Below are 12,296 nucleotides of genomic sequence, written 5' to 3'. Positions count from 1 at the left end.
TCTCAAGAAGAACATTGAGAGACAGACACAGATTGTCAGGGTGAGTATCGGACAATGGTATTGACCACCCTCACCGCTAGGTTCTGCATCTTCAGGCCGGTTGCACTTATATGTTTTCGCTCCCACTGGCCATCTCCGTATGGTTTTCGTGTCAACATAGCAGCACCGCCTGTAAACGAGAACCCAGGTATATCGTCAGCCGGATTCCTGTTCCACAGGCACAAAAAAACCCCCTGGCCAAAGGCGAGGGGGTTTCTTCGTTTCCTTACTGGTCATGCTTCTTGCTGCTTTCGATGCTTCATCTTCTGGTCCATATTCTTGGCCCAGACGATCGAGCCACCGAAGAACACAAGTGATACTGCTAGAATCCCAAGCGGAATTACAGTTTCAGCAGACATGAGCCAAATCCTCAGTTATCAGAATCTTTAGATTCGTATGCTTTATAAGTAGCATAGGTGAACAACGAGATCAAACCGAACACGATGGCAACCGGCATCATGCAAGACACCAGCTTGATACCTGCAAGGGTGATCGGCTTACCAAGATACCACTTCATGAGCAATGTAAGGCCAGACGTTGAGGTCGTGACCAACAGGTCAAAAGAAGTATCCGAAACCGCATACAGCACGGCTTTTGTATATCGATCAGTCTCGTCATCACTGAAATCTCTTAGCTTGTCCTTGACGCTAATGCAGAAGCCGAAGCCCATAAGAGCCAGACCAGCAAAGATAGTGATAATGAGGAGCACATCAATTTCGTAATAGACTGAGCAGATGATACCTAAAGCGAAAAGGGATCTGCCTAGTCCACCGACTTTCATTAGTATAGCTTTTTTCATAATTGCCTCCATAGATAGTTAAAATTCGGAGGCAACTATCCCCTAAGGGGCTAGATTGCCCCCGCAGGGTTAAAGCTCATCGGAAAGTCCTCTTACCGATCAGTTTTGAGATGAGATGTGTTAATCACAGAATTAACGCCAGTCATCACATTTTTCACGACAACGTTACCGTTATCATCAAGGAACTTCACAATTTCATAAGTGCCTGGCTCAACGAGGCCGGCACGATATGTTAAACGGGAAATGGTTCCAAGTTTCATTACTTGCTCCTTACAAGGGCACCGCTCAAGGCGGTATAGCCCTGAGGGGTGGTATCCAAGCATCTGCGCAAGACAGAAGAGCAAAGGAAGAGTGCAAAAGCGGGATATTTTGAGTGGCCCGAGCCACTATTCAGCTCACAAGGAGCAGAAACTATAAAGTCATACACGCACTTCTGGGGTGCGTATGACATTAGAGTCTCTTAGTAGGGTCAAACGGTATGGCCGAGTTGCTTTTCGGGTGGCTCGGACCACCGCTGTCTTAACGATACCGGGCAACGCGAGACCGGTCAACCCCAAGCAAATCAATATCCTGCAGCAAAAAGCTACTTCCCGCTATGGTGGTTGCGGTCCTTGTGACGAGCCCAGACATAGGCCCCCGCAAAGAAGGTCAGCGTCACACCGAGAATGGCCAACGGCAGAGCAATTTCAGGCTGCATATGTCACCTCCTGGGAGGAAAACAGCAATCAAGAGGAGATCCCTTACCACGGGACTCCTCTTGACCTTATGCCGGCTATTCGACGCTGTAAAGCGCCATAGCTTCATCCTTCAATCATTTATCCAGCATCAGCGAGCCTCTTAGCACCAGCTTGGGAAGCTCACATCCAACAACTCCGCGGCCAACTCCTCATCGTTCCCCACTTCGAGGAACTCGAAGGCCAAAGAAGAGGAGATCTCTTGAGCCTCGGTCTCCGTGACGGAGTGATGCAAGAAGGCAACGACGCAGATTTGGCGCTTGTCCGCATGCGTTGATCGCACTTCAGTCCTTTCGATGAGGCGGTGGTGAAGAAAATAGCTCATGTCAGCGACCAGCTCGAAGAAGCAGCCGTGCGCAGCACATCCCATGGGGTCCAGCTTGAAGGTGAATTCCAGGATGCTCGACTGAGCGCCCTCGTTTTCACTCCAGTCGTGAGTACCCTCATCGAAGGTGACACCATCATCTACGAACTCTGAGCCATCGCAATTGCTGTACAGCTGCGAGGCGATCTTGAACAGCTGCTCATCGTCGGCATCCAGCGGCACATCCGCTGTCACCGTCATCTCTACTGCAGTGAGCGCCCGTAGAGTGAAGTCGACTTTGCGTGTCGGCTGTGACGAATTCTGCTGATCCAGGGTCGGGGTAGCGTTCAGTGTATCGTTGCTCATGGTCGTGTCCTTTCTGTTTACGGGGCACAACCATCCCCCTAGGGGTGGAGTGCCCCAGGGGGTAGTATTTAGCGCCAGCAGCGGCGAGGTAAGTCAGTCGCTATCGTCTTCGTCAGCCGGGTTATCCCATAGGAGACGATTGCCCTCGATGTGAACCTGCTCTTCAAATTCACGCCGATCCAGGCAGGAATCCGCGATCTCTTCGGGGGACCAAAGAGCGACGGCATATCCCTGTGAACGCATGGCCTGCATGGCTTGTAACATCTTATCTTCCATCATCGGTATGGCTCCTTCAGTTGACGGGCCATCCCCCCCCACAGGGCGGTATGGCCCTGTTAGGGTTTGATGGGTCTAGTCGTTACCAGTCAAAGGTGGAAAAAACCTCAACTCCAGAAGCGTCTCTGTCGAAGAGGATCCACTGAAACCCTTTGCTCTGCATGTAACCCTGGATGTAGGCCAGGTTAGGTGCATCGTCATGGGGTTTCGAGGTGTGGACCAGCCATCCCTCTTCACGCTCCATGCCAATCAGCGCACCGCTGGCAAGCAGCACCGGGATCAACAGTGACTCCTCATAGCTGACGTGGGCGGTGCTTAGCACTCCCATGCGCTCTTCCGGAATGACCGGCGCAGCGGGAACCCCGCTGAACTCCGCGACCGTGCCCGAGTACATGCACTCTCGGCAGGTGATCGAAGCATTGCTATTCCATTCGTGCCTATTGGTTCCCTCGATGCCATCATCATGGACTAGTGCTTTGCACGTAGTGACGATGGAGAACACATCCTCTTGCTTGCACTTCGGGCAGGCGATGCCTTCTAGGCAGTTATGGTTCTTGCTCATGTTGCGTACCTCTAGGTATCGGGACGCACGACACCCATAGGGCATCAGTGCGCCCCGTGGGGTTGTGCGCCCGTTAGAGGCGCGTTGGTAAGAGTCAGCATTTCCTACCTGTCAGGCAAGAATACGCCGATCGAGCTCAGTCGATGTCACGCACTTCCCGGCCAGTAAAGCGAATCATGTCCGCAATCATGGCCAGGTGCTCAGGCTCCCATTCCTTGCCATCTAACAGCTCCTGCATCCTGTCCAGCGCCTTGTCGGCCTCGGATCGGGATTCGGAACCGTCAGACGACGCGTTCAGCTCACCACACAGCCGATCGATCTCAGCAGCGAGCTCCGGGTTATCATCGGAGACTTCTGCTTGATAGTTGCTCAGCACTTCCACCGCCCGTTGTGCGGTCTCACGAGAGGGCGAACGTGTCGTGTAGCTTGGCGCATGCTTCGCATCCACCATGACAGGCGAAATGACAGCACTGCTCTCTACGACGGCATTGGACTCAAGATAGGAGAACACCGACGCGATGAAATCGATCGTATCGATAGCATCGAGAGAGGCTGTCCAGCTCAGCAGGAATTCCATGATGGGATCGATCTGACCCGCATCGGAGGAATGGCCAATCTCGACCAGCCGCTCCTCGATGAATTCCCCGGAGACCTCCCGGGCATGGCCCAGGATCTCGACCAGGTCATCCATGTCTTCGGATCCAGCTGTCAGATCGGACCCACAAAGGCCGGCGAAGTATTCGCACAGACGCTCTATGGCCCAGTGTCTCGTGAAGTCCAGCGCTTCAGAGACATCACTGAAGGCTTGCTGCTGGGCGTCACGGCTCACTTGGTTATGAAAGCGCGTACGAAGCGTCACCAATATCAGTCCCGTGAAGGCCTGCGACTCTGCGCAAGGTTCAGGAGCCTCAATGGTGAGTAGCTTCGTGATCAGGGAGTGCTGGGTAAGCACTGAAAGCTGATTCACGCTGGCAAGGGCCAACGGAGACAGCATTACAGCGCGGTTGCCGATCTTCGCCATCGGGCGCGGAAGGATTGCGGCGATAGTAGTCATAGTCATGCTCCATAGGTCGGAACCCAGGCGCACGTCGTCCCCAGCGGGGATAACGCCCGCTGGGCAGATTATGGCGTTGTCATCAAAGACGCAGCCGGAAAGGTATAGACGGGATGTTTCAGATGGCCCGTACCAACATTCAGTCCAAGAAGGACCGAAAATGCATGCCTATAGCCGCTCGGGGGGAGCGCCCAGACACATGCACTCAAGCTGATCGGGATATCGAAGGGAGTATGGCCGGGATGCTTATCTGGTGGCCCGGACCACCTTATTTCAGAATACTGATTTCCCTTTGCTACATCAACCAGCCGGCGCCGCGCAACGCGCCTGCAAGTAAATCTAAGATGCCTGGCATCACGCCGCCCCATAGGGACGACGTGAGCCAGACGTAACGAAGGCCACCGTGTTGCAGTGGTGGCCCTGTCGGGTCAGAGATCCCAAGCTTAGCCGAACAGGTCAATAACCTGGCCGGCTTGGGGCTCGGATTCCTCCTGCTGCTGCTCGAGCTCCTCCAGAAGCCGGTTGTGATCAGCATCGCTGATCGACTGCTCCTGCAGGTACTCCTCGAGGCCCTGAGTGCCCAGACGTTGCTGGAGCCGGTCCCAATACTGGGCACGACGCGCCAGCTCATCGTAATCACTCGCCTTGCCACGACCCAGTGTCACCAGGCCATGATTCAGCAAGATTTTGGCACTCTCCCAGGAGCGAAACGACTTGGACGCAAGGTAGCGCTCTTCATCGAAAGCTTCGACAAACAGCGTGGCCTCGGCCGCATCGACCTCCATCTCATCAGCTTCCTCGTAGTAGACGATCTGCCTCGGCTTGCCTTCGTAGCGATCCCGCACGGTCCGCATCGGCGGACGCTCGGGATACTGCGACAGGTTTGACTTGGCGATGAGGGCATCCTGCAGGCCAGCTTCGTGAGCCGGACCTTCACCCTCGGGGATCTTGAACCAGCACATGCTGGGCACCCCCGCCTTCTGTACCGTGTCCATGGGCGGAATCGGGTAGCGTTCGCCCAAGACACGGATCTCATACCATATCGACAGCGCCGGGAAGGCGTGATCGAAGCCATGGCTGAGCGACCAGGCGAACTCTATGGCAAGCAGCTTCTTGGGTGTGATGACCTGATACGTCGGCCCTCGCAGGCTCTGTATCATCTCAAGGCCCTCATCACTAACGTCGCCGCGGAACATGGCAGCATCATGCTCTTCCGCCCTCTCCTCTTCCAGAACATCCAGGGTCAGCAGGTAGCGCAGCATGTCGCGACGCATCTCTGCCGAGTAGTTGGTCGGTGCCACGCCAAAATAGCCGGCCTTGGACACCTTCCGCCCCAGGATCTCACGCCGAGACATGTCCCAGCGTGTCTGGATAAGGAAGTTGCGGAACTGATTGATGCCTTCCAGGTGGCCATGCTTGCTAGGCCCGGAGGCGATCATCGACTCCATGCTCTTGTCGCGATCGCCAGTAGCACAACAGGTCATGCAGCCGTGGCGAGACCCGCAAGCCGCACGATTGCCGCCATCTCCGGTAATGATGGAGCACATTCCCTCATTGGCATCTTTGTATAGCTCAAGACACCATGAGAAATCACTGACATAGGTCCGGTAGGGGCCCTGTCGTTTCTCATCACAGGCAACGAGCATCTCCCAGACATCGGTTAGCTCCCAGTCGGCGATGACCGCGCAGGTGTAGCCGCCCGAGTCTGTCGGTACAAGCGCCATGCCACCATCACCGCGACCACGCATATTCCCACCGCGAACGGTCGACTCCGAGAAGCGAGTACCAAGTAGCGTGACAAGGTCACCCGGGTTCTGCAGGGTCGAGAGAATGTGCTTGAGCGCTTTCTGCTGCGGGCGCAGCTTCCAGTCGATCGAGCACGCACGAGAGGCACCAGCGAAGATCGGTAGCTTCCCCCGACCTATGGTCGCATAGGTGAATGACGACGATAGCGACGGCGTGACATAGACGACCTCCACCGGCAGGTGGTGACGTTCACAGTACGCCTGAAGATCTACGATCTGCGCATTCGTGTAGACATCCATGGCAGGGTTTTCCACCTCGGTGTTGCTGTGCGAGACGTAGCAGGTAGGGACATATAGCCCCGCCTCTACCCGGCGACGGATCGCCTCGAGCATGAGCACCAGCACAACGCTGCTGTCCTTGCCGAAGCTGCACGCACAGCTGAGGGTGTAGCCCTCATCGATTAGCTCACCGATCCTGTGAATGGCGGGTTCGGCCTTCTCAACTAGACCAGCGAAGTGCCCGGCATACTCATGCTGTGGGCCTTGTGCGATCTCGACTGACGGAATGGCATTGATGGCATTATTCATGGTGACCTCCAGGTCAAATAACCAACAGGCACCATCCCCCAGCGGGATAGGGCCCGCTGGACAGGTTTATGGGTACTGCTTCGTACCCGGTTTATGGATTACGTCTGAATCAAGCCACCCGACGTAGATCACCCGGGTAAGCCTCGACAAAGCTCGATCCGTTGCTGAGATCGAGAACCAGATCGGAATAGCCGGCATTACCCAGCGCCTCCAACTCGTTCGGATCTAGCGCAGGTACACCGACTACCTCATAGAGGCCTGTCGATACCGCGTCGTCCGGGTCATCGAACGCAACCTTCTCGCCTAGCACAGCCGGATGCTGTGAGGTGATGAGGCGGTTGTTTTGAGGATCAGCATTCGTGGTCATACGCCTTGCTCCTTCGGGAAGTAGCCCGGACGTACGCCACCCCAGCGGGATAGCGCCCGCTGGGCAGAGTTATGGCCTTACCAAGGTAGGTGTGGCCGATCGGTCGTATAGACGGGTTGTTTTGAATGGCCCGTACCATTTTCAGTCCCAATGGGACCGAAACCTCATGCGGCTGCACACTGCTGCCAATATGCAGTCGCATGAGCGGAACATAGGGATCGCATCTCAAAGTGCCTGAGCGGGGTGTTGACGAGGCACTGGGGAGAACCCCCAGCGCATCGCGTTCAACACTCGGTACTGCCGACCCACTGCTGACCCAGAAAAGCGTCAGCCCCCTCATGAGTAAACTCGGCCTCGAGCAGTGCACGCAGCTGCGTACCCGTCGTGTCGAGTTGTTCATGCGTCCAGGGGGACGTAGGTAGCACTCGGATTAGCTCACGCCTGTCGGAACAGGAGCGAATCACCAGCGGGTGTCTTTCATTTCCCGCGAGGACATCTTTCTCACCGGGGCGCTGGTCAGTAATAAAGTAGATAAATGACATAGCAGGAATCTCCATTGAGAGAGCCTCCCCACTGGCTGGTGGGGAGGCATCGTTAATGCCTTGGCAGGGCCAAGTCAGGCGACATCCGAGAAAAGATCAGGTTGCTCTTCCTCGGTACCGCAGCTTGCCTCGATCACCTCATCCGGTGCTTGCGCATCGGGTTCAGTGACTGAAGGCGCGACCACAGCGTTGGTATCACCTTTCCCTTCGATCGCCTGAAACAACTCTGGCGTCATCTCGACGTAGACAGAGTCGCCATACTTTCGAACGTGCTCCTGATCATTTTCACCGATTTCCTCCAGTGGGTCTTTCGGCTCTGGGCCTGGTCCGACTACCGTGGCTGAAACCTCTGCGCCATTTGCTTTGAGGCGAATCATCCTCCCCGGACCGATGGCAATGGGCCATCCTTTGCTCCACCCTTTTCCGACGAGTCGAACACGGCCAGAATCCATGTCGATCTTGCCGGGGGAGAAGTCAAAGTCTTCGCCACCTAGCGTGCCACCGCTATCGGGATTCATCCCCTCAACTTCGATAGCCACAGAGCGATCATGATCATTCGCAGCCTCCAAGGACATCAGGATGGACCGTGACAGGACTACACCCAATGCTGAGAAGCAAGGGTAAACAACCGACTGCCCAAGCACCTCATGGGCAGTGGTGTCACTGAGTCCATCAACGACTTCCTCTGGTATGGCTTTGACTCGGGCATGCTCTTTGGGAGTGAAGAGACGTGACAAGGAATTATCTTCCTTATGAACCAAAAAAGGTTCAGTCGAACGGGCCTTCATATAGCCCCTGCCGATCGTGCCACATTTACTTTCGCTACCATCAAGCATCTGACGCTTGAAGCCTTTACCATCCGCCTTATCTCGCGCAGCTTTATCTTCGAGATAGGAGAATGACTTCCAGCGCTTTTCGGCAATATTTTCTTCAGGCTCCAGGATGCAATTGATATTTGCCTCCTTGAAGCGCCGAGGAACCACGTCATCAATATCGAAGCAGCCTTCAAGCCCCTTTGATACCGCAACGAAGCATAGCCGATCCCGATTCTCGAGAGCCCCGAACTCATTGCCATTCAGCACACGTTCTTGCAATTCGTAGCCCAACGTCGACAGCACAGACCGAATAACGGCCATGCTAGCGGTGTTGGAATACTGTGGGACGTTCTCCCCTATTACGATCGAAGGGTTGAGCGTCTTCACAAACTCCAAGAACGAAAAGAACATTGCGCCGGCCGCATCATGCTCTTCAGCATGTTTTAGCTTATTTCGCGAACGCCCTGCGAGAGATGCTCCTGTGCAAGGAATTCCCGCGACAACAATATCCTGCTGAGGCGGTGCTTTTGATAGATCAACTTTCTCGATTGGCGACTCGATTGCAATCGACTTTTCATCCCATAGCTCAGGATTGTTTTGCCTTGAGCAATCAAGATATTCACTGTCTATCTCAACAGCGACGCCAATCTTAGAAGCGATCCCTCCTGCTTCCAGTCCTTCATGGAGGGCTTTATCCAGAACCCCCGAACCATGGAATAACGAACAGACGCGCAGCGGTTCACCATCCTTCACACGAGACAATAGCCGATCGACACGCTCATTCACTTTCTTCTGCTGGTGGTGAGCCGTTACGACAATCTTGCCCCTGGTGACCATCACACGCAGGGTTTCGACACCATCAAATAGCTCAGCCAATTCCTTGCGCGAGATATCGATGATGGGCCTTAGTCGCCCGTTTCGCTTCTTACTGCTGATCGTGTATTTACCCTCGTCATTGGGGGTCAGCACGAGCTTGGCGTCTTCCATCGACAGGTCATACCTGTTGCCCGGCTCATATCCTTCACGCGACAGCTTGCCGCCTTCCAGATAGATACGACGATTACCGCGATGCTCTCCCAGACGGGTATTGATGAGGGTGCTCATAGACCTTCTCCTTGCTATAGAAAAGGCCACACCCTCCCCCCACTGGGGCGGATGTGGCCCCAGATGGGTTAAGTGTTACGGATGATCAGGCAGCGATGCTGCTATCACCCCAGAAGTCGCTGTAGGCGACTTCCCATTCATTGGTCTTGGCAACGGACGCGATGCTGCAGCCTGGGCTATATAGCCGTGTTAGCCGCATTGCCGCGCCAGCATGAGGCGCTCGACATTGATAACCCTCGGGGGGATCTGTCGGGCGGCTTGCCTGGGACCAGTACAACACGATGAAATCGAACATGATGCTCTCCTTAGATTGAGGGAAGAGCCTCCCCTGACGGGAAGACTCACCCGTAGGGAATGGGCATTCGCCCGTCATGCGGAGGCATTGCCTCCTTGAGGATCGTTACGCGCCCGCGGCTGCCATGGATGCCAACAGCTCGGAATGCGTAATTCGCCCCTGGTTAAGCTCAGCGATGAGATTGGTGATCCTGGTGCCTCGCATCCACTCGGATGTTTGGCTCAGCTCAGATAGCCGCCCTGTCGCCAGGGAGACATAGCCTTCGCCGACCAGAGCCTCGAGCACTTCCATGGGCTCGTCTCGGGTGAAGTGCCCGAAGAACCCCTTGGCGTCAAAGAGCTGTGCTCGATACCTGCCGGGCTCGCTGGCATCAGGAAGAATCAGCGCATATTGCGCCAGTCGCTTCTGTTGCAGCTCAACACCGATCAGGTCGCCGTCGCAGGCCTGCAAGATGGCATGCCAAGCGTCGTTGCGCTCACATGCCAGCTTTGCCGCCTCCTCAAGCATTAGCTGATCAATCTCATCACCATGCTCCAGCTCTGCCTGTAGCCAGGCGTGATCGGGAAAGTCTCGATACTGACGACCTTCCATCACATCAGTGCTTGCAGCTACCCCCATAAGACCTCCTTACGGATGTTCTGATGGGGCACCTCTCCCCACACGGGGAGCAATGCCCCACGCGGGTTGAAGAGAACGTCCCAACCGGATGCCCGGGTGAGACGCTTATAGCCAGATCACGCCCTAGCTGGGGTCATAATCGAACTGGTTGGAATGGCTATAACCACAGTGCTCGCAGTCCATGGCCCGAACAGTGAATTCGTCGGAACATCCCGGGATTGGCTGATCCCACTGCTTGGCGACTGCATATTGGCCGCAGCCAGGGCATTTCTCGGCGAAGACGAGCTTCGACTCATCGAGGCCGAGCTCATCCTTTTCGAGATATGCCTCAAAATACCCACTACGAGTGGTATTGCGGCTCGTTAGGCTGCCATGTTGCATAGGGTCTACCTCCTTCAGTAACGAGGAAGCCCAGTGCCCCAAGGGGGATGGACTCCCCCTTGGGAAAGGCCCCGAAGGGCCGTGGATTAGCCAGGAACCTCCTGGTCAGGCAACACGCCTCGGGAACCCGAGCATGCCTTGCTTGATGAGCACATCATTCCAATCGATACCCTTGGCCCGCGTCGGGACCGGCATCTCTGGAATCATGGTGATCACCTTCAGTCCTGCTGCCTTGAGCTTGGTCGCAAGCGACTCGGCTACTTTCTGGCCAGTCAGGGACTTATCTCGATCCGCCCAGATGATCACGGTATGAACACCTTCGGGGATCTCGATTTTCTCCAGCAAGGTCGCGTTGACCGCGGACCAGCAAGGGATACCGGTGCCCCGGTATGCAGAGAGGGCTGTCTCCAGGCCTTCGGCAACGCCGAGGACACCGTCGACAGGCTCGCCCAGTTGAATGGACGCACCAGTGACCTCTCCCCTGGTCTCATGAGCAACAGACATCATCTTTCGTGCATCGCCAAACCGGGTTAGCTTCTTGCCGGTTTTGGTGAGGTACGTCCGATGGAGCGTACGAATGTTGCCCTTCAGGTCACGGATCGCGCAGACGATCGCTGGAAACTTGCCTTTTAGCTCAGGATTTTCATCCGCGTCCTCGCCCCAGTATTCGAGCTTGGGGTGAAAACGGATGCAGTCCTGGGCCAGCAAGTCATGCCAGCGAACCGTGATGCCACGGGACTTGAAGTACGCCTTTGCCGGTTCCGTACCTGCTGACAACAGCGGCACCGTTCCAGCCCAGACCTCTTCGATCTTGCCATCAGCCCGTTCGGCTTCACGCTTGCGCTGGCGCTCCAGCTTCTCCTTGCGCTCCTGGATTGCTTGATAACGCTCCGGATTACGCTCACGCATCTGCTCAAGGGCACTGACCGGCTCATCCTGGCGGATGGGCACGACATTGCTCTCTTGCGCGTCGTGAACGTCATGCGCAGGCTCAGAGGCTTCCACCTCCTCAACACCTGGCACTACCGCAGCACTGGCTGGCACTTCTTCACTTACCGGAGCTGCCATGGCTTGTGCCGGGGCAGCCTGGCTTGCGGGCGGTGCCCCAAAGCTCGGCATGTCCTGCTTCCACGACGGCTCCTGACCAACACGGTTGGTCGGAGACAGGTTGGAATCAGACGCTGTCGGCTGAGGCCCCGGCGCAGGAGCAGTCCCCTGAGCCGGTGAGGGAGCCGGCGCCGATGCAGAGACCGGTGCCGGGGCTTGAGCCCTCTTTGCCTGCTGTGACTGACGATCCTTCTGGGCTTGCTGACGTTCTTCCCGGGTCGGGTAAGACTTCAGGTCCAGAAGCTCACCGATCTCATCTCTCACTTCCGTGAAAGACTTACCGGTGATCGCCATGAGAAGTGCAAAGCCATCACGATGTACGCCCAGGCACGCCGGGCTGTTGCATAGGCCACCGCCTGTTTCTGCCACATCCTTGAAGAGGCGAAAGTCTTTCTTGCCTCCATGAACAGGACAGGTCACCAGGCGGGGAGCCTTGTCGATCGCTTCTTGTAGCTCGGGGGCCACGATGTCGAGGATTTCCATCCACCGTCCCTGGACAGCAGACTTCACCTCATCGGTCTTGAAGTAAGGCATTGTGTTTCTCCAATTGCAGGACCGGCCCACACGGGCTTGGCCCGTGTGGGGGTGAGTTTTGTTACT

At 55.9% G+C, this 12,296-nt stretch carries 14 protein-coding genes; all 14 read right to left on the bottom strand.

Annotated features, from left to right (window positions below; genetic code table 11):
* Window positions 1–272 precede the first annotated feature (272 nt).
* Entirely contained in the window at window positions 273–398 is a 126-nt protein-coding gene (locus Q2K57_RS18005) for a hypothetical protein (protein WP_304526778.1), read from the bottom strand.
* Between the two features lie 11 nt (window positions 399–409).
* Window positions 410–838: a hypothetical protein gene (locus Q2K57_RS18000; RefSeq protein WP_304526777.1), complete on the bottom strand. Its 429-nt coding sequence runs from the start codon at window positions 836–838 to the stop codon at window positions 410–412.
* Window positions 839–930: 92 nt separating this feature from the next.
* Window positions 931–1,098 (bottom strand): hypothetical protein, encoded by a 168-nt coding sequence (locus Q2K57_RS17995; RefSeq protein ID WP_304526776.1) that lies wholly within the window; start codon window positions 1,096–1,098, stop codon window positions 931–933.
* 577 nt (window positions 1,099–1,675) lie between these two features.
* Complete coding sequence (locus Q2K57_RS17990; RefSeq protein ID WP_304526775.1) at window positions 1,676–2,242, bottom strand: hypothetical protein; 567 nt, start codon at window positions 2,240–2,242, stop codon at window positions 1,676–1,678.
* Between the two features lie 93 nt (window positions 2,243–2,335).
* On the bottom strand, window positions 2,336–2,521 hold the full coding sequence (locus Q2K57_RS17985) for a hypothetical protein (RefSeq protein ID WP_304526774.1): 186 nt from the start codon (window positions 2,519–2,521) through the stop codon (window positions 2,336–2,338).
* 79 nt (window positions 2,522–2,600) lie between these two features.
* Window positions 2,601–3,080 carry a hypothetical protein gene (locus tag Q2K57_RS17980; protein WP_304526773.1) on the bottom strand — a complete coding sequence of 160 codons (480 nt, stop codon included), beginning with the start codon at window positions 3,078–3,080 and terminating at the stop codon, window positions 2,601–2,603.
* Between the two features lie 136 nt (window positions 3,081–3,216).
* The gene (locus tag Q2K57_RS17975) at window positions 3,217–4,134 is read right to left on the bottom strand and encodes a hypothetical protein (RefSeq protein ID WP_304526772.1); all 918 of its coding nucleotides are present in this window, start codon (window positions 4,132–4,134) and stop codon (window positions 3,217–3,219) included.
* 443 nt (window positions 4,135–4,577) lie between these two features.
* A complete protein-coding gene (locus Q2K57_RS17970; RefSeq protein WP_304526771.1) occupies window positions 4,578–6,467 on the bottom strand; it encodes a hypothetical protein in 1,890 nt (629 codons plus the stop codon).
* Between the two features lie 109 nt (window positions 6,468–6,576).
* Complete coding sequence (locus Q2K57_RS17965; RefSeq protein WP_304526770.1) at window positions 6,577–6,834, bottom strand: hypothetical protein; 258 nt, start codon at window positions 6,832–6,834, stop codon at window positions 6,577–6,579.
* Between the two features lie 616 nt (window positions 6,835–7,450).
* The gene (locus tag Q2K57_RS17960) at window positions 7,451–9,295 is read right to left on the bottom strand and encodes a DNA cytosine methyltransferase (protein ID WP_304526769.1); all 1,845 of its coding nucleotides are present in this window, start codon (window positions 9,293–9,295) and stop codon (window positions 7,451–7,453) included.
* An 85-nt stretch (window positions 9,296–9,380) separates the two neighbouring features.
* Entirely contained in the window at window positions 9,381–9,590 is a 210-nt protein-coding gene (locus tag Q2K57_RS17955) for a hypothetical protein (protein ID WP_304526768.1), read from the bottom strand.
* A 105-nt stretch (window positions 9,591–9,695) separates the two neighbouring features.
* A complete protein-coding gene (locus Q2K57_RS17950; RefSeq protein ID WP_304526767.1) occupies window positions 9,696–10,208 on the bottom strand; it encodes a hypothetical protein in 513 nt (170 codons plus the stop codon).
* Between the two features lie 123 nt (window positions 10,209–10,331).
* Complete coding sequence (locus tag Q2K57_RS17945) at window positions 10,332–10,589, bottom strand: hypothetical protein (RefSeq protein WP_304526766.1); 258 nt, start codon at window positions 10,587–10,589, stop codon at window positions 10,332–10,334.
* Between the two features lie 105 nt (window positions 10,590–10,694).
* Entirely contained in the window at window positions 10,695–12,230 is a 1,536-nt protein-coding gene (locus tag Q2K57_RS17940; RefSeq protein WP_304526765.1) for a toprim domain-containing protein, read from the bottom strand.
* Window positions 12,231–12,296 lie beyond the last annotated feature (66 nt).

This window comes from Halomonas sp. I5-271120 (assembly GCF_030553075.1).
Taxonomy (GTDB): Bacteria; Pseudomonadota; Gammaproteobacteria; order Pseudomonadales; family Halomonadaceae; genus Onishia; species Onishia taeanensis_A.
This window is presented reverse-complemented; position numbering and strand designations above follow the sequence as displayed.